Consider the following 19006-nt stretch of genomic DNA (forward strand, 5'->3'; position numbering starts at 1 on the left):
CGAGACCCCCGCATCACCGGCGGAGGTCTTTCCCCAACCGAAGGAAATTCACGATGGAACTCGACATCCAGGCTCTGGACATGCTCCCCGCCCAGGCGGAGAGCCCCCTTTTGCCGTGCTACAGCACCTGCTCCCCGTGGAGCCTCGTCTATGACGTCGTCACGTACACGAGCCAGTTCTAGTACGCGGTGATCCGCGCACGCGGATCAAAGCGGGTTTCTCCCGTAAAACCGTCAGCCACGAAAGAAGGCCGCGGGGAGCACGTCCAGGCTCTGGACATGCTCCCCGTCCAGGCGGAGAGCTCCCTTCGCCCGTCGGCATCACCTGCCGGAGCCACCGTTCCTGCGCCACGTTCACCTGCGGCTCCCACGCCCAGCCGATGCCGCGGCCGAGCGCGGCGACATAGGTGGACAGATCCTGGCGCAGCCCGCCGGTCGCGGTGGCCGCCGCGCCGATCTCCGGCACCGCGTGCCAGGCAAGGCGTCCCAGGTGGACCACGATGCTGTCGCGGCGCGAATACAGATCGCGGCCGTCCTCGGTGATGCCGGCGAAGGTGTCGCACCGCTCGCCCTGCCTTCGTGGCCGACCGTCGTGAATCGCCGCCGTTCCGGCCATTATCCGGATGCTTGACTCGTCCTTCGACAAGCTGTCAGGATCTTGTCAGGGCGCAGCCGGACGGCAGAGGGTGAACCTCTCCGGAGACCTGGGCATCTAACGGGGCAGGAGGCTCATCATGAACCGCACCCTCGTTCCCCTCGTGCTCCTTCCCCTCTTCCTGCTGGCCGGTTGCGGCTCGGACACGCAGACCGCGCCCCCGTCCTCGGGGGTCCCGGCGACCACGGCCCCCGCGGATCCCGCCGTCGCTCCGACCTCCACGCCGGCCGGGCCACGTCCCCCGACGAGTACCAAGGAGATCGAGGTCGAGCGCACCACCGTTGCCTCGCCGGCCGTCACCGGGGCCAGGTTCGGCCGGCACCAGGGGTTCGACCGGGTGGTGATCGACCTGAACGGAGACGTGCCCGGCTACACGGTGCGATGGGTGCCCGAGCTCGTCCAGGACGGCTCGGGCGATCGGGTCGACGTCGAGGGCGGGGCCTACCTCCAGCTGACGATGAGCCCCGCCATCGCGCACACCGAGGCGGGCAAGCCGACCTGGACGGGCGGGCCGATCTTCCAGGCACAGCTCGGCAACGTGCAGAGCGTGGTCAAGACGGGGGACTTCGAGGGAGTGGTGAGCGTGGGCATCGTCCTCGACCGCAGGGCACCGTTCCGGGTGCTGGAGCAGAAGAACCCGAACCGGCTGGTCATCGACGTCGCGCACTGAGCGGCGCACCCCGTGACCAGTGACAGACTGGTCTGATGGTACGCAAAATCGACAACGCGACGCGGATTCCCGTTCCGGGCGGCAAGACGATCGACGAGTACGTCGGCCGGGTCAACAGCGGCGACGACCGGATCTCGATCGCGCGGATGGTCGCCCCGGCGGGCTGGGAGGAGCCCGCCCAGACCCCGGAGTTCGCCGAGTACACCCTGGTGCTCAAAGGCACGGTGATCGTGGAGCACGACGGGGGCACCACCGAGGTAGGCGCGGGGGAGGTGTTCACCTGCGAGCCGGGGGAGCGGATCCGCTACCGTTCGGGGCCGGACGGCGCCGAGTACGTCGCCATCTGCCTGCCCGCCTTCTCCCCCGAGACCGCCAACCGCGACGACTAGTCGCCCCGTAGGGCATCGACCAGGCCCGCGGCGCCGAGGCGGGCCTGGTCGTGAACACGTCACCCGGAACACGTGGGGCCGTCACGCACTCCGTCCCCGTGACTAAAGTCGAGGTCTCCCCGCTGGAAGGATGTAGATGAGTCAGCCACCCACTTTTGAGCAGATCCGCCTGGCTCCGAAGGTGTTGCTCCACGATCACCTCGACGGGGGGCTCCGGCCGGAGAGCATCATCGAGCTGGCCCGCGAGTCGGGCTACGACAGGTTGCCGACGACCGACGCCGACAGCCTGCGCGCCTGGTTCAGGGAGGCCTCCGACTCCGGCTCGCTGGTGCGCTACCTGGAGACCTTCGACCACACGGTCGGTGTCATGCAGACGCGCGAGGCGCTGGTCAGGGTCGCCGCCGAGTGTGCCGAGGACCTGGCCGACGACGGCATCGTCTATGCCGAGGTGCGTTACGCGCCCGAGCAGCACACCTCCAGGGGGCTGAGCCTCGAAGAGGTCATCGAGGCGGTCCAGGAGGGCTTCAGGTCCGGTTCCGAGGGGCGGGGCATCCGGGTGGGCACCCTGCTCACCGCCATGCGTCACCAGGCCAGGTCGATGGAGATCGCCGAGCTGGCGGTTCGCTACCGCGACGCCGGGGTGGCCGGGTTCGACATCGCCGGCGCGGAGGCGGGCTACCCTCCCACCCGTCACCTCGACGCCTTCGAATACCTCCAGCGGGAGAACGCCCACTTCACCATCCACGCCGGTGAGGCCTTCGGCCTGCCGTCGATCTGGCAGGCGATCCAGTGGTGCGGCGCGGACCGGCTCGGTCACGGCGTCCGGATCATCGACGACATCTCCGTCTCCGACGACGGGGAGCCCAAGCTGGGCCGCCTGGCGGCCTACGTCCGGGACAAGCGCATCCCGCTGGAGATGTGCCCGACGTCCAACCTGCAGACCGGTGCGGCGGCCTCCATCGCCGAGCACCCGATCGGCCTGCTGCGCCGCCTGAACTTCCGGGTGACCGTCAACACCGACAACCGGTTGATGAGCGGTACGAGCCTCTCCGAGGAGTTCGCCAAGCTGTCGGAGGCGTTCGGCTACGACTGGGACGACATGCTGTGGTTCACGGTCAACGCCATGAAGTCCGCGTTCCTGCCGTTCGACGAGCGCCTGGCGCTCATCAACGGCGTCATCAAGCCCGGTTTCGCGCGCCTCAAGTGGCAGGCGTGACCGGGCACGTACGAGTGAAGTGAGCTTTCTCCCATGAAGCAGGTGTTCCGCTCCAACTTCGCGATGATCGTCGGTTGGCTCTGGATGGTGTTCGCCGCGGGCAACGCGGTGGATCTGGTCGTCCGCTACAACGGTCGTCCCTCGATGGTCGCCGCGGCGGTGCTGGGGGTGCTGACCGCGCTGGTCTTCGTCACCTGCCTGCGCCCGATGATCGTCATGTCCGAGGAGGGGGTGCTGGTCCGCAACCCGCTGCGGAACGCCTTCGTGCCCTGGAGCGGAGTGGACGAGGTCACGGTCTCGCACTCGATCACGATCACCTCCGGCGGCCGGAGGGTCCGCTGCTGGGCGCCGCAGACCTCGGCCCGTGAGCGGGCGGCGGCCGCGCGCAAGGGAAGGCCCGCGCCCGCGCGGGGCCGCTTCAGGACCGAGCCGGTCCGCTCGAAGGCCGAGCAGGCCGCCGCCGAGGCGATGGCGGGCAAGACGCACGCCGACTGGGTGGCCGAGCAGATCACCGAACGCGCCAAGGCCGCCAGGCGGGCGGCCTCGGTCGCCGGGACCTCGGAGAGCGACGCGGCCGTGCCCGAGGCGGAGGCCGGGGTCACGAGCGGGACCGGCACCGCATCCGAGACAGGTGCGCTCAGGATGAACTGGGCACCGAGTGCCCTGGTCGCCGTGGCCGTCGCCGCTCTGCTGGTGGTCGCGGCCTTCCTGGTCTGATCGCCCCGATCGCGGTGGCGCCGGGCTCGGGGAGGTGGTGTGGCCGGGGACGATCACGGGGAAGCATGATCGTCCCCGGCCGTGGAACAGGCGCGGTCAGAGGCCGAGGGCCTTGGTGAGGTCGGCCTTCAGGGCGTCGAGATCCCGTACCGCCCGCCCGCGGGCCTCGGCGACCTCGCCGGTCACCGGGACCACGACCTCCAGGTAGCACTTGAGCTTGGGTTCGGTACCCGAGGGCCGGACGACGACCCGGGCGCCGCCGGACAGGTGGTAGCGGAGGCCGTCGGTGGGCGGGAGCCCGCCCACGCCCTCGCCGAGGTCCTCGGCGGTCTCCACCTCGCGGCCGCCGAGCCGGGCGGGCGGCGTGGCCCGCAGCCGGGCCATGGCGCCGGTGATCAGCGACAGGTCGGCCACCCGGAACGACAGCTGGGAGGTGGCGTGCAGGCCGTGCCGGCGCGCCAGGTCGTCCAGGAGGTCGAGCAGGCCGCGGCCCTCCAGCTTGGCCTCGGCGGCGATCCCGGCCACGGTCAGCGCCGCACCGATGCCGTCCTTGTCGTGCACGGGCAGCCCGAGATCGGAGCCGACGCTGTACCCCAGCGCCTCCTCGTACCCGAAGAGCAGGCCTGGACCGGCCTTCATGATCCATTTGAAGCCGGTCAGGGTCTCGGCGTAGCGCACACCGTACCCGGCGGCGATCTTGCCGAGCAGGGACGAGGAGACGATGGTGGTCGCCACCAGGCGGTCCTCGCCGGAGGTCTGCCTGATCACGTGCTCGCCCAGCAGGGCGCCCACCTCGTCGCCGGTCAGCATCCGGTAGCCGCCGCCGGGCAGCGGCACACCCACCGCGCAGCGGTCCGCGTCGGGGTCGTTGGCCAGCACCAGGTCGGCGCCGACCCGCTCCGCCAGTTCCAGCGCGAGGTCCATCGCGCCGGGCTCCTCCGGGTTGGGGAAGGCGACGGTGGGAAAGTCGGGGTCGGGGGCGGCCTGGGCCTCGACGACGGCCGGCGCGTCGAACCCGGCGGTGGCGAAGGCCCTGGCCAGGGTGTCGCCGCCGACGCCGTGCAGCGGGGTGTACGCCACCCGCAGCTCGCGGGCGGCGCCGATCGGGAGCGCGGTCACCGCCTCCAGGTAGGCGGTCACCACACCGTCGTCCAGCGTGGTCCATGCGGGATCGTCCGGGGAGCCGAGGGGCAGCTCGGAGACCGGCCCGACCGCGTCGATGGCGGCGGAGATCTCCGCGTCGATCGGCGGCACGATCTGGGAGCCGTCGCCCCAGTAGACCTTGTAACCGTTGTCGCGGGGTGGGTTGTGGCTCGCGGTGACCGTCACGCCCGCGTCGGCGCCGAGGTGGCGGACCGCGAAGGCCAGCACGGGCGTGGGCAGCGGCGCGGGGAGGACCGAGGCGCGCAGCCCGGCCCCGGTGAGCACGGCCGCGGTGTCACGGGCGAAGACGTCGGACTTGTGCCGGGCGTCGTAGCCGATCACGACGTGCCTGCCGGGACCGAGGACGCGGGCCAGACCGGCGGCGGCGCGCATGACCGTCACCCGGTTCATCCGGTTGGGGCCGGCGCCCAGCTCGCCGCGGAGCCCGGCGGTGCCGAACTCCAGCTTCGCGCCGAACCGCTCGCGCAGCGCGTCGCCGTCGCCGCGTTCCAGCAGCTCGGCCAGCTCCGCGCGGGTGTCGGGGTCGGGGTCCTGGGCCAGCCAGGAACGGGCGAGCCCCACGAGATCGTTGCTCATTGTCACCTCTCGGGCCGGGGCCCGTCGCCGGTTGAACCCTTGCAAGCAGGGTGATTCTTGAAAGCCGGGTGTTTCCCCGAAGGGAACCGATCCTCGGGTGTGGCCGGTTCCCGCGGCCGGGGGTGGTCTCGGCCGGTGCGGCCCCGGACCGTGCAGTCCCAGACCGTGCAGTCCTGGTCGTGTGGTCCCGGCCGTGGGGCCTACAGCTTGCCGACGACCCTGGCCAGCAGGCCGCCCATCCGCGTGGCGGTGGCGCGGCCGACCTCCAGCACCTCCTCGTGGTTGAGCGGCTCGCCCACCAGACCGGCGCCCGGGTTCGTGACCAGGGAGATGCCGAGCACCTCGGCGCCGCCCTCGCGGGCCGCGATGGCCTCGAGCACCGTGGACATGCCCACCATGTCGCCGCCCAGGATGCGGCACATCCGGACCTCGGCCGGGGTCTCGTACGTCGGGCCGCGGAAGGCCACGTAGACGCCCTCGGCCAGCGAGGGGTCGGCCTCGCGGGCCAGCTCGCGCAGGCGCGGGGTGTAGACGTCGGTGAGGTCGACGAAGGTGGCGCCGCTGATCGGGCTGGCCCCGGTCAGGTTGATGTGGTCACTGATCAGCACCGCCTCGCCGACCTCCTGGGTCTCGGGGCGCAGGCCCCCGGCGGCGTTGGTCAGCACGACCGTGCCCACCCCGGCCCTGATCGCGGTCCGCACCCCGTGCACGACCGGCTCCACCCCGCGGCCCTCGTAGAGGTGGGTGCGGCCGAGGAAGATCAGCACGTTCTTGCCGGACTCGGTCCGCACGGCGCGGATCCGGCCCGCGTGGCCCGCCACGGCGGGCGGCGCGAAGCCGGGCAGGTCGGTGACCGGGATCTCGGCGACCGTCTCGCCGATCGCGTCGGCGGCCGGGACCCAGCCCGAACCCATCACCAGCGCGACGTCGAAGGAGTCCACGCCGACGGCGCTTCTCAGCGCGTCCGCGGCGTCCGTGGCGAGTGCATAGGGATCATTGCTCACCTCACCGAGCGTACCGGTCGGCGGTGCTGTTCCGTCCGCTCCGTACCGCTTCCTGCATGCCTGTCCATGGCCGTCCGGCGGACGGCCATGGACAGGCACCGGCTCACTTCAGGTGCTGGAAGGTCCCGTCCTGCTTCCGCTGGATGAACGGGTCGCGCAGCCCCCCGGTGTCCTGGGCCGGGGTGACCACCGGGTTGTTCTGGTTCAGCGGCGTCCAGTTGACCCGGTCGGTGCTGGTGGCGAAGCCGATCGTGTTGCCGGTCCAGTTCGTCGTGTGGACGATGTAGTAGCGGCCGTCGGTGTGCCGGATGATGCTCGGGTCGCGGATCAGTCCCGAGGGCGGGGTGTACGCGGGCCCGTGGAGCAACCGGAACCCGGTGGCGTCCGGCGACTCGTAGACGTACATGTTCGACTCGCTGGTGTTGGTGAACGTCGTCATCGTGTAGCGGGTCGCGGATCCGTTCTGCCGGGTCGGTGCCTCGCCCCCGGAGACCTCCGTACCACCGGGGGAGGCGGTGGTCGTGGATTAGGGTCAAATGGTGACTGAATCGATCATCGTGGTCCGTGACGTACGAGTGGAGTTGAGCGGTACTCCGATCCTGCGGGATGTCGACCTCACGGTCGCCCGGGGTGACATCGTCGCCGTGGTCGGGGTGAACGGCGTGGGCAAGTCGACGTTGCTGCGCTGCCTAGCGGGTCTCCAGCCGCCGAGGTCCGGCGAGGTCAGCGTCCTTGATCGGCCGCCGGCGGATGATTCGGACTTCTGGCGCGATGTCATCCTCGTCGGCGACGAACCGGCGTGGTACCCGGGGCTGACCGTGCGGGAACATCTGGAACTGATGCACGCCGTACACCGCTCGTCCCGCCTGGAGATCGAGACGGCCCTGGAGGTCTTCGGCCTGGCGGGGCGAGGGGACATGGCACCGCTGACGCTCTCGACCGGCCAGCGACAGCGGCTGTCACTGGCGATGGCCCTGCTCCGGCCGAGCCGGCTGCTCCTGCTGGACGAGCCGGAGCGCGGACTCGACGCGACGTTCAGGAAGCGGCTGGCGACCATGCTGACCGAATACGCGGCGGCCGGTGGCGCCGTGGTGATGGCGACCCACGACCTCGACTTCGCCCACGTCACCCGCGCACGCCAGATCACGCTGGAGGCCGCCGCGTGAACGAGGTCCAGGCCGTACGGGCCCTCATCCGGTCGCGTGGCCGGGTACCGATGAGCTGGTCGGACCGGTACGTCGCCCTGTTCGGGCTCGCGATGGCGGTGACGGTACTGGCCCAGCCCATCGCCTCCGCACTCGCGACCATGGCCGGGCAGGCGGACCCGTCGAGGCTCGGGGCCGGGGTGGCGTTGATCGCCCTGGCCTACGCGGGCTTCCTCGCGCTCGCCCGCACGCTCGGCCCTGTCGCGCTGACGGCCGCCGACGCCGCCTGGCTGCTGCTCTCCCCGCTCCCGCGCCGCGCCGTGCTGGGACGGAGCGCGGTGATCCTGCTGGCGATCTCCTCGCTGGTCGGCGCGGGATTGGGCCTGGCCCTGCTCGCCGTACTCGGTGCGCCGGATCAGTTCACGCCGCGGCTGGTCACCGCGGTGCTACTGGGAGTCTCGGCGGCGGTCGGCGGGATGGCGGCGGCCGTGCTGGCGCAGTCGTCCCAGCACTGGGACTCGTGGCTGCAGGGGGTGCTCGTCGTCCTCGCGATCGTGGCCGCGCTCGCGACGGTGCTGGGCAGCGGTCCGGGGCGGCACCTGCTGGTCGCCGTCGCCGACGCGCCGGTCTCGCTGGGCGCGGCCTCGGCGGCGCTCTGCGGCACCGTGACCGCCCTTCTGTTACGGCGGGCCTGGGCGGCACTCGGGCGCGTCCACGCGCGTACCGTCCTGGCCGCGTCCACCCGCGCCGGCCGGGTGGCCGCCGCGACGGTGGTCCTGGAACTCGGAGCCCTGACCTGGATCGCCGAGGACGGTCACTGGCGCAGGCGCACCCTGCGCTCCCGCCCGTGGCCGGCGCCGCTGTCGGGGGCCCTGTCGCGGCCGATGCCCCGGCTCCCGCGGCCCCTGTCCGCCCCGCCGGCCCTGGCCTGGCAGGACTGGCGCAGGCTGGGGCGCCGCCCAGGCCGGCTGGCCGCCCTGCTCGCGGCGACCGCGCTGCCCGCGCTGGCCGCCCAGGCCGCAGGCGGTCTCTCCCCGGTCGCGATGATCCTGGTGGCCGGCGGAGCGCTGACCGCCGCGGTGGCGTGCACCACGGGTGCGCGCCGCGACGGGGGGGACCCGAGTCTGGCGCGGCTCTTCGGCGTGGGCGCCCGTGCGGCGCTCACCGCACGGGCGCTGCTGCCGCTGCTGCTGAGCGCCGTCTGGCTCACCCTCGCCCTGGCCGGACTGACCGCGATGGGTGCCCTGCCCGCCGGCCCGTGGTGGCTGTTCGGCCCGCTGTCCGCGCCCGCCCTGGCCGCCGGAGCCCTGCGGATGGCACGGCGGGGTTTCGTCGATCACTCGATGCCGGTCATCGACACTCCGATGGGCTCCGTACCCATGGGCCCGCTCGTCTGGGCGATGACCGGCGTGGACATCGCCGCGCTCGGCTGCGCCCCCGCGCTACTGGCCCTGATCACCGGGCCGTCCGCCCTCGGCGCCCTGGTGGTCGCGCAGGCGCTGTCCGGGGCGGCCGTGCTGACCGCGCTCCTGCTTCGCGCGAGGAGAGCCGTCGCCGACCCGGCCCGCCTCGGGTGAGACAGCGGGCGATCGTCGCGGGCAGCCGTCCGGCGCCGCCTCTCCCGGGTCCCGCGACGCTTCCGGGCATGCGGCATCGTCACAGGCCCGATGCCGGGCGGAACCGCCGGACCTAGGTCCCCAGGGAGGTGCAGGGGCGGCCGCGCATCTCCTTGACGTAGTCGTCGGGGGCGCCGGCCCGCTCGGCCGCCTCGGCCAGGATGCCGAGGTAGCGGGCCGAGGGCAGCCCGCCCTCGTAGCCGTCGAGCACGTAGAACCAGGCCACGACCTCGCCCTCCATGGTCTGCACCCGGAGTTTGACCTTGTGATAGAGGCCGCGCGCCGCGCCCTCCCACTGGTCGAGGGAGCTCTCGTCCCACTCGGGCACGTCATAGAGGACCACGAAGACCTGCTCTGCGGCGTCCTCGACGATGGAGGCGAGGGCGCCCTCCCAGCCGAGATCGTTCCCGCCGAAGGTCAGACGCCAGCCCTGGAGCCAGCCCGTCCCCCTGATCGGGGAGTGCGGGGCCCGCTGGGCCATCTGCTTCGGGTCCATGTTGCTGCCGTAGGCGGCGTAGACAGGCACGTTGGCCAACACTAATCGAAGATCCGCGAGACGCTCACCCAGCCTCGAAGCCACGCCGATGTCTCGTGGAATTACGACGGTTTTGGGGGACTTTCGTGCTTTGAGAGGGATGCCGAGCGATGGCCGGTCGCGCCATGCGGGAGAATGGGGTACGTGACGAGGATAGTGATCATTGGTGGCGGACCCGGTGGATACGAGGCCGCGCTGGTCGCCGCCCAATTGGGGGCCCAGGTCACCGTCGTCGAACAGGACGGCCCCGGCGGAGCCTGCGTGCTCACCGACTGCGTGCCCTCCAAGACGCTGATCGCCACCTCCGTACGCAAGCAGGCGCTTCTCGACGCCAGCATGCTCGGGGTGCACTTCACCGGCGGCCCCGACGGCGACGTCGGCGGCGTCATCGCCGACATGCCGTTGGTCAACAGGCGCGTCAAGGAGCTCGCCAAGGCGCAGTCCGCCGACATCGCCGCGCGACTGGCCGCCGAGGGCGTCGAGGTGATCAAGGCGCCGGGACGGCTGGTCGACCCGCAGGTGGTCAGGGCCGGAGACCGGACGATCCGCGCCGACGTCGTCATCGTGGCGACCGGCGCCACCCCGCGCATCCTGACCGGCGCCGAGCCCGACGGCGAGCGCATCCTCACCTGGCGGCAGCTGTACGACCTGGAGGAGCTGCCCGAGCACCTCATCGTGGTCGGCTCCGGCGTCACCGGCGCCGAGTTCGCGGGCGCCTACCGCTCGCTGGGCTCGGAGGTCACGCTCGTCTCCTCCCGCGACCGGATGATGCCCAACGAGGACGCCGACGCCGCCGAGGTCCTCGAAGAGGTCTACCGCCGCCGCGGCATGAACGTCATGGGCCGCTCCCGCGCGGAGTCCGTCAAGCGCACCGCGGACGGCGTGGTCGTCACGCTGGAGGACGGCAGGACCGCCGAGGGCAGCCACTGCCTCATGACCGTCGGCATGGTCCCCAACACCGCCGGGATCGGTCTCGAGGAGGCCGGGGTGACCCTCGACCGGGGCGGTTTCATCCAGGTCGACAAGGTCTCCCGCACCTCCGCCCCCGGCGTCTACGCGGCCGGAGACTGCACCGGGGTCCTGATGCTCGCCTCGGTCGCCGCCATGCAGGGCCGGATCGCCGTCTGGCACGCCCTCGGCGAGGCCGTGCAGCCGCTCCGCCTGGCCACCGTGGCCTCCGCCATCTTCACCGACCCCGAGATCGCCGCGGTGGGCGTCGCCGAGCGGGCGATCGAGGCCGGCGAGATCGAGGCCAACATCGTCAAGCTGCCGCTGGCCACCAACGCCCGCGCCAAGATGCAGGGTTTCAACGACGGCTTCGTGAAGCTGTTCTGCCGCCCGCACACCGGCATCGTCCTCGGCGGCGTGGTGGTCGCCCCCCGCGCCTCGGAGCTGATCCTGGCGGTCTCGGTGGCCGTGCAGCAGCGCCTGACCGTCGACCAGGTCGCCCACACCTTCGCGGTCTACCCCTCCCTGTCCGGCTCCGTCACCGAGGCCGCCCGCCGCCTCATGCAGCCCATGACCCCCAGCGGCATCTGACCGGCCGCGAGCGGGCCTTCTCACGGAGCTGAGATCCTCTCGTTCTCAAAGCCGGTCGTCACAGACGAGACGGCGTGCAACCACCAAGATCTGTCCCCCGTCTCCCGGCGCGATGAACGATCAGCAGTTGTTCCCCGATCCCGCACACCAGAGGGCAGCGATGGGAAGGGCCCGCAGCCGATCCCCGAAGGGGAGAGTTTCCTGTCCCGCATAGAGGACGAATCCCGCTACCCAGCGGTCGCCAAGCTTGTTAGCCAGGTGCCGGAGTCCTTTGAAGTCATCAGCGCGCACGGTCTCGGCGGCTTTGACCTCGATGCCGACCACCTCCCCTGACGCACGCTCCAGGACGCCGTCCACCTCGACGCCATCGCGATCCCTGTAGTGGTAGAGCCGCACCGGCTCTTCGGACCAGGTGAGTTGGCGGGCCAGCTCGCTCAGCACGAAGTTCTCCATGAGCGGACCGACGGGGGCGGTCACATCGCTGATCCGGGCCGGGGTGAGGCCGGCGAGGTGAGCCCCGAGTCCCGAGTCGATCATCAGGAGTTTGGGCGTCGCGATGGCGCGCGTGGTCGCGTTGGAAGACCACGCCGGAATCCGCCTGACCAGGTACACGAGGTCCAGGAGGTCCAGATACCGCTTCACCGTGGTCCGTGGCAGGCCGAGGTCACGGCTGATGTTGTCGGTTACGGCCAGGCCCCCCATCCGCCCGGCGAGGATGTTGAGCAGACGCCGCATGTCGGCCGGGTGCTCGATGTCCGACACCTGCTTCACGTCCCGGTTGATCAGGTCGGTGACGTACGAGTCAAAGAAACGTGCCCTCCGCCGATGGGTTGAGCGATGAACGGCTTCCGGGTAGCCCCCTCGCATCGCTCGGTCCAGATAGTCGGCCCGCCGAAGACGAGGTCGTGGGATCTCGATGCCAACGCCGTCTCGGAACACCGCGTCGACGAAACCATCTGGCTGCCATTCGATCTCTCCTTGTGACAACGGCCACAACTCGATGGTCTCGGATCGGCCGGGGAGGGCGTCTGGAAGATCTTTGATCCCCAGCAGGCGCGCGGAACCGGTGAGGAGGAAGCGTCCAGGGCGGGGATCGGAATCAACTTCACGTTTGATGGAGAGAAGCAGGTCGGGTACGCGCTGGACCTCATCGATGAGCATGAGTCCGTCGTGGTGAACGATCCCGTCCGGATCCTCCTGGGCTGCGGCGCGCACGGCTGCCTGATCCAGGAAGACCTCCCGCGAACCTGGAGTCTTGCGCGCGATCTCCTGGGCCAGGGTGCTCTTCCCCGTCTGCCGAGCACCATTGATCACCACCACCCGGGTATCGGTAAGCGCCTCGCACGCCATCTCGTGCGCACGTCGGGGAAAGAGTGCGAGGTCATCGATGTCCATATGAGGCAGCGTACGCCGTCATCGGCTCTGGAGTGGTGGATCTGCCGGAGGGATGGTGGTGGATCTGCCGGAAGGCTAGTGGTGGATCTGCCGGAGGGGTGGTGGTGGATCTGCCGAAATTCTTCCCTCATCCATGGGCAACCTGAGATCGATGCTTCAGACGATCGTCACGCGCGCAGGGCGATGATCTGCTACCCGAACCCGCACGCTCCCGGCTGACGCCGTCCGGCAGGACGGCGTCAGCGGACGCGGGAGCGGAGGCGGTTCAGGGCTGCTCTGCCGTCCTGGACGGCGCGGGCCACGAAGTGCAGTTCCTCCTCGCGGCGGGCGATCGACAGGGCCTGCTTGGCGGCCTCGTAGGCGTCGAGGGCGTGCCGCCAGTCGTGGTCGGCGGTCATGCCGCCACGCCCGCTGATCTGGAACTCGTAGTCGAGCTGGTCGATCTCCTCGCCCAGCCGGGTGATGTCGTTCTCGGCGCCGCGCCGCACCACGGTGAACCGCGCGGCGCGCCGGGTCCGTTGCTGGGCGCTGACGCCCCAGGCCACCACGGTCAGTGCCAGGCCCACCGCGCTGAGCACGACCATGACGAGCCCCACGGACGGACCGGCGCTTCGCGCGGGTTCCGCCTGCGGGGTGTCCGCCTTCTCCGCGTCCTTGGTCTGGGAGGTGGGCAGCGAGGTCGGCAGCGGGATGGTCAGGCCCGTGGGGGTGCCCTTGGCGCCGGCGAGGTCGACGTCGTCGGCCTGGATGAAGGACGCCCCCTGGACCAGCGCGCCGGTGAAGTCGGCGCCCTTGAGTTCGGCCTGGGTGAACTCGGCCTCGCTGACGTCGGCGTACTTGAACGTCGCGTTGCGCAGGTTCGACTGGCTCAGCTTGGCCTCGCGGAGCTTGGCCCTGGTGAAGTCGGCCTTGCGGGCCTTGAGCTGGCCGGGGGTGCTCTCGTCGAGGTCGGCGTCGATCAGCTTGGCGCTGGTGAAGTTGACCTGGGTCAGCTCGGCCCTGGTCAGCTTCGCCCCGGTCAGGTTCGCGTGCGGGAACTCCGCCTGCCCGGCCTCGGCGTCGACCAGGATCGCCTTGCGCAGGTCGGCGTAGTCGGCGTGCATCTGACCCAGGTCGGCCTCGGTGAGGTTGGCGCCCCGCAGGTCGGCGTACTTCAGCGTGGCCTGGGTGAGGTTGGCCTGCCTGAGCGAGGCGCCGCGCAGGATCGCTCCGGTGAGGTCCTTCTGGATGAGCTCCACGTTGTTCAGCTTGGCCCCGGTCAGGTCGGCGCAGCGCAGGTCGGCGGGGAGCCGGGCGCCCCTGGTGAAGTCCCTGCCACGCAGGTTGGCGCCCTGGCCGGGCTTGCACGGTCCGGCCGCGGCCTGGGCGGGGGAGACGATCGTCCCCGACAGCGCGAAGATCGCGACAACGAGAGCCAGGGGGATGGAACGACGCACGGGGGAGCCTCCTTCAAAGCGGCCCCGATCGTGTCAGCAGATCATTGCATCACGCTAAACGACCACTTGCACCTTTACTACCAGGTGCTCACGGGCAGTCCCTCCACCGGGATCCTCTTTCGCCGCGTGACGGCCGGTGTCCGCGTTCAGGCCGGGCCGAGCAGGTCCCATCGGTTGCCGGCGATGTCCAGGAAGACGGCGATCCGCCCGTAGGGCTCGGTGCGCGGTACGGTCACGAACTCGACGCCGGCCGCCGTCATCCGCGCGTGGGCGGCGTCGAAGTCGTCCACCCGCAGGAAGAACCCCACCCGCCCGGCGAACTGCTCCCCGACGGCGGCGGCCTGGCGCTCGCCGTCCGCACGGGCGAGCAGGATGGCGGTCTCACCACCTGGCGGCCGGACCACGACCCACCGCTTCGGGCGGCCGTCGTTGGTCAACGACGGCGAGTCCTCGACCAGCTCGAAGCCCAGGGCGTTGACGAAGAACTCGATGGCCCGGTCGTAGTCCTCCACGACGATCGCCACCAGATCGATCCGCATCTTCATGATCGTAAATCTTATGGTCCTCTCACGGCTGCCGATCTCCAGGACGGAGCCACCGTGCCAAGAGTCGAGGTAGACGCGGCGGATCGCGGCCGACCCCCTGGCGCTACTTCGAATGTTATGACCATTTGGATTTTGTGAGTATCCTAATTTGGGTTGTCCAGGGAAGGGGCAGTGATGGTTCGGCTGACTTGGGGTGCGGTGTGCTCGAACTTTCCGAGCAGGCCTGCGCCGGGTGGCGGGGACGAGCGCCGGCTCTTGCCATGCGGTATGGATCTGAGGCCCGGGATCTGACAATGGCGACTCGGCACCTGTACGTGATGCGGCACGGCGCGGCGAACCCGTTCGGCGAGTTGACCGATGTCGGGCAGCGGCAGTCGGAACTGGTCGGGGAGCGCCTGGCCGGCCTACCGGTCGATGCCGTGTGGCATTCGCCCCTTCCCCGGGCAGTGCGCTCCGCCCAGATCGTAGGTGAGCACCTGCCGGGCGTCGCCGTGCGGGAGGCGGCCGAGCTGATTGACCACGTGCCGCACGTGCCGGACGAGATGCCCCCCGCGTGGGCGGGGTTCTTCGATGGATACGACGCCGCGGAAGCCGCCGCGGGCGCAGCCCTTGCGGATGCACTGATCGGCAGGTTCGCGTGCCCCGCCGAAACCGAGACCCACGAGGTCCTGGTCACCCACGCCTATCCGGTGGCCTGGCTGGTGCGGCACGCCCTCGACGCGCCACCGGCGCGGTGGCTGGGGCTGAACTGCGGAAACACGGCGCTGACGGCGATCGAGTATCGCGACGGTGTAGCGCCGACAGTGCTGTTGTACAACGACATGGGTCACCTCCCGCCTGACCTGCGTTGGACGGGGTTCGGGCCCGGCGCGCGACCATGAGCGGCGGTGTGGCAGAAAGCCGCAGCAGCCGGTTGCCTTCATCGTCATCGATCTCACGTACGCGAACCCGTTCAGCCACACGCGGAGTCTGAAGCGATCACGCCGACCAAGGTAGGACCTCAGTCGGCGTGTCACCACGAAACGGGGCAAACCCCAGCTGCTACCGCACTAGTCGTGACGAAGTACGGCATGGGCGGCACCGAGGCGCCGGGCTTCGTCGCGTTCGGAGCGGTCGCCCGATACGTCGTCGGCCCATTCGAGTAGCCGACGCAGGTGGACGCCGGCCGTGGTCGTGACGATGCGGGGGCTGCCGAGGGCGACCTCGCCACCGGTCCCGTCGATGGTGACGAGGGTGCCCTCACCGATGGTGCGCCCACCGGCTCTCACTGAGGCGATGTCAACGGTGAGGTCGCCGATCCCCACGACAGCGGGTTTTCCCATCGCTCGTGCGACGACCGCGGCGTGGCTGGCCGGCCCGCCACGGGCGGTGACGATTCCGGCGGCGACCGCCAGGCCGCGCATGTCGTGCGGGGAGGTCTCCGGCCGTACCAGGATGACCGGGCCGTCCGCGGCCATGCGCACTGCCCCGTCGGCCGTGGTCGCCACCCTGCCCACCGCGACACCGGGACAGGCGCCCAGCCCTCGGGCCAGGATGTCGACCTGCTCGGTTGTCGCTATCCGGGGTGTGCGGACGTGCTGGAGATGCCGCGGTGAGATCCTGAGCAGCGCTTCGTGACGTCCGATCACACGCTCGTCGGCGAGGTCGGTCGCCACGCGGACAGCGGCCCCCCCGACGAACCGGCCAGGCCGGACCTGCAGAATCCACAGCTCCCCGGCCTGGAAGGTGAACTCGACGTAGCACGCGTCGCGGTAGTGCCCCTCGACCCGGCTCAGGGCATCGAGGAGGCCGGTCCACACCGCCGGTTCCCGGTCGGCGAGTTCGCGCAGGGGCCGGGTCAACGATCTGCCGGAGACGACGTCTTCGCCCTGGTGTCCGAACAGGACTTCGCCGAACGGGACGTTCTCCCCGGTGTTGGGGTCGCGGCTGAACGCGACTCCGGTGCCGCTGTGGTCATCGCGGTTCCCGAACACCATCGTCTGTACGATCGCGGCTGTGCCGAGATCGTGCGGGACGTCATGCAGCTCGCGGTAGGTTCGCGCGCGCGGTGTGTCCCATGACGAGAACACGGCCTTGACCGCCAGCTCCAGCTGCCGGGTCGCGTCGTCCGGAATCGGCCGGCCACATCGTTGCCGGACGAGGTCCTCGATCGCTCTGATCTGCACCTCCTCGTCGCCGGTCCCTCGCCCACGGGCTCCGCCGCCGTCCACGTCCTGGTTGGTGATCGCAGCGGCGAAGCTGGACAGGAACCGCAGCCGCGAGTTCAGCGCGAACCGCGAGTCGCCCGTCTCGGCCGCCAACCCGGCGGTGGCTCCGGTCGTGAGACCGAGGTTGAGGATCGTGTTCATCATGCCGGGCATCGACACGCCGGCCCCGGAGCGAACGGACACCGCCAACGGCACCTGTGCTCCCCCGAAGCGGCGCCCGGTGGCGGCTTCGAGGTCGGTGACGGCTGTCGCGAGTTCGTCGTCGAGTCCGTCGGGAAGACGCCCGTCACGCAGGAACGCGCGACATGCCTCCGTGGTGACCACGAACCCGGCGGGCACCGGCAACCCCAGACGGCGGAGGACCAGGAGGCCGTGTGCCTTGCCGCCCAGCGTCTCCGCCGTCTCCTCGACCCGCGTGGAGAGCGGGCGAATCCATCTCATCCCCATCGGGGGATCCCGAGTGTGGCGAGCAGGTCTTCGTGCAGCTCGGCCCACACGGTGTGGTACGACGCGGTGTTGTCGGCCACGTACTCCAGCGCGCCGGAGCCGGCGCGATCGAGGGCTTCGGTGAGGCGGGCTCGGTAGCGGCCGAATCGAGGCAATGCCGCGGACAGCTCGGCGCCGACGACGGCGGCACGCTGGTCGAACTCGACGAATCGGGCGAGGACCCGGGCGTCGTAGGAGGGATCGCCGTGGTCGTTGGCGGTCATGACACCGTCGATGGAGCGGAGTTGCCATGCCGTGCAGAGGTCGAGCAGTTCCGGGTTGAGCACGAGAAAGTCGTCGAACGCCGCTGTCACGGCGGCGCGAGCACCGGCTGACTCCAGCTCGTCGGTGATCCGTTCGGCGTCTACGGCACGGCCGGTGTCCGACAGACTCCACCCGCCGAAGTCGCCGGCCATATGCGTGACGAGACCGACGACCGCGAGATCGATCAGCTCGGACTCGACGTCGGATTCACCGAGACCCGTGGCACCGGCCAGGCGGGCGAGGCCGGCGGCGCCGCCGCAGCGCAGGGCGTGGAGGACCAGCAGGCCGGTGCCGGTCGCGGGAAGCTCGGGCCGGGTCATGTCCGGGTACTCCGCGGCTGCGTGCCGTTCGAAGCGTCGGCGGTCGATGCCGCGTACGCGGCGCCTCGCCCGTGGGCTCGGGCGACGATCGCGCCGCCCTGGACACGTACGGCGGCCTCTGTCTCGTCGTCGAGGTCGGTCAGGCCGATCGCCGACGCGGTCAGGGCTTCGTCATCGAGGATCAGCCGAACGCGCTGCCAGACCTCGGGAGCGAACACCCGCCGCAGGCAGCCGAGGAGGTCGGTGATCCTGAGCCGTACCAGGCGGCCCGTCTCGGCGGAGTCATTCGTGACGACGACCACCGCCACCTGCTCGCCGGGCCGAGCGGAACGGACGGCTTCCTCGGCGGCGGCGAGACGACCGGCCCCCAGCACCGCGATCAGACCGTCGGCGCCGAAGTCGACCCGATCCCCGCTGATCTGATTCGCGAGTCCGGTGGGCGGATCCCATGCGTCCCCACACGGTTGTGCCGGAGCGACATAGGGCAGATACGACGGCGTCCAGGTGTCGGCGAGATCGATCCCGGACAGATGCGCACAGGCACGTGCCAGGTCGAAGGGGTCACCGAATCCCGGTGCGCTCTCAGCCAGGTGACCCGAACCGTCCAGCAGTGTCAGCACCAACTCGGCCAGCCGTACGCGCCGCACCGGCACCGCATGGGCCGGTTCGCACGATTCCAGCGCGATGGCGAGCAGTAGCGCCTCCAGCCGGACAACCTGCGCCAGCACCGTGCGCCCGTGCTCGTCATCGAGGACGCCGCCCAGCGAGCGCAGGTGCAGCCGCCCTCCCGAAGCCGTGTCGCCGACCAGGGGCAGCCGTTCAAGCCAGGTCCGGGCGAACACGCCCAGCACCTCGGCCGGCGACGTCGGTGATGTCGGCGACGTCGGAGGCTCACCCGAGGTGGCGCTCTCGACCATGTCGATCAGCACCGCCAGATACAGCGCGCGCTTGCTCGGGAAGTTCGAGTACACCGCCCCGCGGGTCAGCTCGGCCCGCTCGGCGATCCGGTCGACCTTGGCCAAGGCGTAGCCGTGCTCGGTGAACTCCTCCCTCGCCGCCGCCAGCACGGAGGTCCGGGTGCGCTCCTGCTGCTGCACCCGAGTCAGTCGAACCATCGCAGTTCCTTTC

The 19006-nt window shown here is 70.7% G+C and carries 20 protein-coding genes; 9 read left to right on the top strand and 11 right to left on the bottom strand.

The genetic code is table 11. The annotated features are described in order from the left end of the window. Window positions 1-53: 53 nt before the first annotated feature. Entirely contained in the window at window positions 54-182 is a 129-nt protein-coding gene (locus ABZU75_RS18550; protein WP_355555443.1) for an ALQxL family class IV lanthipeptide, read from the top strand. Here ABZU75_RS18550 and ABZU75_RS18555 read toward each other — a convergent pair. Continuing rightward, window positions 160-645: a T3SS effector HopA1 family protein gene (locus ABZU75_RS18555; protein ID WP_355555445.1), complete on the bottom strand. Its 486-nt coding sequence runs from the start codon at window positions 643-645 to the stop codon at window positions 160-162. The two genes, ABZU75_RS18550 and ABZU75_RS18555, sit on opposite strands and share 23 nt — an antisense overlap. Before the next feature lie 88 nt (window positions 646-733). Between ABZU75_RS18555 and ABZU75_RS18560 the strand changes: the two genes are divergently transcribed. The 4 genes from ABZU75_RS18560 (at window position 734) to ABZU75_RS18575 (ending at window position 3646) form a co-directional block, all read left to right on the top strand. Further along, a complete protein-coding gene (locus tag ABZU75_RS18560) occupies window positions 734-1324 on the top strand; it encodes a hypothetical protein (protein ID WP_355555447.1) in 591 nt (196 codons plus the stop codon). Between the two features lie 35 nt (window positions 1325-1359). Next, entirely contained in the window at window positions 1360-1713 is a 354-nt protein-coding gene (locus tag ABZU75_RS18565) for a cupin domain-containing protein (RefSeq protein ID WP_355555449.1), read from the top strand. A 136-nt stretch (window positions 1714-1849) separates the two neighbouring features. Continuing rightward, window positions 1850-2929 carry an adenosine deaminase gene (locus ABZU75_RS18570; RefSeq protein ID WP_355555451.1) on the top strand — a complete coding sequence of 360 codons (1080 nt, stop codon included), beginning with the start codon at window positions 1850-1852 and terminating at the stop codon, window positions 2927-2929. A gap of 33 nt (window positions 2930-2962) precedes the next feature. Beyond that, on the top strand, window positions 2963-3646 hold the full coding sequence (locus ABZU75_RS18575; protein WP_355555453.1) for a hypothetical protein: 684 nt from the start codon (window positions 2963-2965) through the stop codon (window positions 3644-3646). 96 nt (window positions 3647-3742) lie between these two features. Here ABZU75_RS18575 and ABZU75_RS18580 read toward each other — a convergent pair whose 3' ends face one another. From ABZU75_RS18580 to ABZU75_RS18590, 3 genes are all read right to left on the bottom strand, one after another. Then, window positions 3743-5386, bottom strand: coding sequence for a phospho-sugar mutase (locus tag ABZU75_RS18580; RefSeq protein ID WP_355555455.1), 1644 nt, complete (start codon window positions 5384-5386; stop codon window positions 3743-3745). 200 nt (window positions 5387-5586) lie between these two features. Beyond that, complete coding sequence (locus ABZU75_RS18585) at window positions 5587-6390, bottom strand: purine-nucleoside phosphorylase (protein WP_350911695.1); 804 nt, start codon at window positions 6388-6390, stop codon at window positions 5587-5589. Between the two features lie 103 nt (window positions 6391-6493). Continuing rightward, window positions 6494-6829, bottom strand: a complete 336-nt coding sequence (locus tag ABZU75_RS18590; protein ID WP_355555458.1) for a hypothetical protein — start codon at window positions 6827-6829, stop codon at window positions 6494-6496. Window positions 6830-6926: 97 nt separating this feature from the next. Between ABZU75_RS18590 and ccmA the strand changes: the two genes are divergently transcribed. Together ccmA and ABZU75_RS18600 are read left to right on the top strand one after the other, a co-directional pair. Further along, window positions 6927-7556, top strand: coding sequence for a heme ABC exporter ATP-binding protein CcmA (ccmA, locus tag ABZU75_RS18595; protein WP_355555460.1), 630 nt, complete (start codon window positions 6927-6929; stop codon window positions 7554-7556). Beyond that, complete coding sequence (locus tag ABZU75_RS18600; RefSeq protein ID WP_355555462.1) at window positions 7553-9112, top strand: DUF6297 family protein; 1560 nt, start codon at window positions 7553-7555, stop codon at window positions 9110-9112. The genes ccmA and ABZU75_RS18600 overlap by 4 nt, the downstream gene beginning before the upstream one ends. Window positions 9113-9224: 112 nt before the next feature. On the opposite strand, the gene ABZU75_RS18605 is transcribed toward ABZU75_RS18600, so the two are convergent. Then, a complete protein-coding gene (locus ABZU75_RS18605; RefSeq protein WP_355555464.1) occupies window positions 9225-9677 on the bottom strand; it encodes a gamma-glutamylcyclotransferase in 453 nt (150 codons plus the stop codon). A gap of 153 nt (window positions 9678-9830) precedes the next feature. On the opposite strand from ABZU75_RS18605, the gene ABZU75_RS18610 reads away from it, so the two are divergent. Then, window positions 9831-11225: an NAD(P)H-quinone dehydrogenase gene (locus ABZU75_RS18610; protein WP_355555466.1), complete on the top strand. Its 1395-nt coding sequence runs from the start codon at window positions 9831-9833 to the stop codon at window positions 11223-11225. 120 nt (window positions 11226-11345) lie between these two features. Here ABZU75_RS18610 and ABZU75_RS18615 read toward each other — a convergent pair whose 3' ends face one another. The 3 genes from ABZU75_RS18615 to ABZU75_RS18625 all read right to left on the bottom strand — a co-directional run bounded on the left by ABZU75_RS18615 (window position 11346) and on the right by ABZU75_RS18625 (window position 14601). Continuing rightward, window positions 11346-12620, bottom strand: coding sequence for an ATP-binding protein (locus tag ABZU75_RS18615; RefSeq protein ID WP_355555468.1), 1275 nt, complete (start codon window positions 12618-12620; stop codon window positions 11346-11348). Window positions 12621-12859: 239 nt separating this feature from the next. Further along, a complete protein-coding gene (locus ABZU75_RS18620; protein WP_355555470.1) occupies window positions 12860-14056 on the bottom strand; it encodes a pentapeptide repeat-containing protein in 1197 nt (398 codons plus the stop codon). 146 nt (window positions 14057-14202) lie between these two features. Then, window positions 14203-14601: a VOC family protein gene (locus ABZU75_RS18625; RefSeq protein WP_355555472.1), complete on the bottom strand. Its 399-nt coding sequence runs from the start codon at window positions 14599-14601 to the stop codon at window positions 14203-14205. Window positions 14602-14894: 293 nt separating this feature from the next. Between ABZU75_RS18625 and ABZU75_RS18630 the strand changes: the two genes are divergently transcribed. Continuing rightward, a complete protein-coding gene (locus ABZU75_RS18630) occupies window positions 14895-15482 on the top strand; it encodes a histidine phosphatase family protein (protein ID WP_355555474.1) in 588 nt (195 codons plus the stop codon). Between the two features lie 168 nt (window positions 15483-15650). On the opposite strand, the gene ABZU75_RS18635 is transcribed toward ABZU75_RS18630, so the two are convergent. The 3 genes from ABZU75_RS18635 to ABZU75_RS18645 are packed head-to-tail and all read right to left on the bottom strand — an operon-like array spanning window position 15651 to window position 18993. Beyond that, entirely contained in the window at window positions 15651-17249 is a 1599-nt protein-coding gene (locus ABZU75_RS18635) for a pyruvate, phosphate dikinase (protein ID WP_355555476.1), read from the bottom strand. Further along, the gene (locus tag ABZU75_RS18640) at window positions 17246-17878 is read right to left on the bottom strand and encodes a transcriptional regulator (protein WP_355555478.1); all 633 of its coding nucleotides are present in this window, start codon (window positions 17876-17878) and stop codon (window positions 17246-17248) included. The genes ABZU75_RS18635 and ABZU75_RS18640 overlap by 4 nt, the downstream gene beginning before the upstream one ends. After that, window positions 17875-18993, bottom strand: coding sequence for a helix-turn-helix domain-containing protein (locus tag ABZU75_RS18645; RefSeq protein WP_355555480.1), 1119 nt, complete (start codon window positions 18991-18993; stop codon window positions 17875-17877). Before ABZU75_RS18645 ends, ABZU75_RS18640 begins: the two co-directional genes overlap by 4 nt. Window positions 18994-19006 lie beyond the last annotated feature (13 nt).

This window comes from Streptosporangium sp. NPDC005286 (assembly GCF_040607515.1).
In the GTDB taxonomy this organism is placed as follows: domain Bacteria; phylum Actinomycetota; class Actinomycetes; order Streptosporangiales; family Streptosporangiaceae; genus Streptosporangium.

Coding starts and splice junctions, on each gene's coding strand:
- ABZU75_RS18550 (WP_355555443.1), top strand. CDS start 54: ATGGAACTCGACATCCAGGCTCTGGACATGCTCCCCGCCCAGGCGGAG.
- ABZU75_RS18560 (WP_355555447.1), top strand. CDS start 734: ATGAACCGCACCCTCGTTCCCCTCGTGCTCCTTCCCCTCTTCCTGCTG.
- ABZU75_RS18565 (WP_355555449.1), top strand. CDS start 1,360: ATGGTACGCAAAATCGACAACGCGACGCGGATTCCCGTTCCGGGCGGC.
- ABZU75_RS18570 (WP_355555451.1), top strand. CDS start 1,850: ATGAGTCAGCCACCCACTTTTGAGCAGATCCGCCTGGCTCCGAAGGTG.
- ABZU75_RS18575 (WP_355555453.1), top strand. CDS start 2,963: ATGAAGCAGGTGTTCCGCTCCAACTTCGCGATGATCGTCGGTTGGCTC.
- ABZU75_RS18580 (WP_355555455.1), bottom strand. CDS start 5,386: ATGAGCAACGATCTCGTGGGGCTCGCCCGTTCCTGGCTGGCCCAGGAC.
- ABZU75_RS18590 (WP_355555458.1), bottom strand. CDS start 6,829: ATGACGACGTTCACCAACACCAGCGAGTCGAACATGTACGTCTACGAG.
- ccmA (WP_355555460.1), top strand. CDS start 6,927: ATGGTGACTGAATCGATCATCGTGGTCCGTGACGTACGAGTGGAGTTG.
- ABZU75_RS18615 (WP_355555468.1), bottom strand. CDS start 12,620: ATGGACATCGATGACCTCGCACTCTTTCCCCGACGTGCGCACGAGATG.
- ABZU75_RS18625 (WP_355555472.1), bottom strand. CDS start 14,601: ATGAAGATGCGGATCGATCTGGTGGCGATCGTCGTGGAGGACTACGAC.
- ABZU75_RS18630 (WP_355555474.1), top strand. CDS start 14,895: ATGGCGACTCGGCACCTGTACGTGATGCGGCACGGCGCGGCGAACCCG.
- ABZU75_RS18635 (WP_355555476.1), bottom strand. CDS start 17,249: ATGAGATGGATTCGCCCGCTCTCCACGCGGGTCGAGGAGACGGCGGAG.
- ABZU75_RS18640 (WP_355555478.1), bottom strand. CDS start 17,878: ATGACCCGGCCCGAGCTTCCCGCGACCGGCACCGGCCTGCTGGTCCTC.
- ABZU75_RS18645 (WP_355555480.1), bottom strand. CDS start 18,993: ATGGTTCGACTGACTCGGGTGCAGCAGCAGGAGCGCACCCGGACCTCC.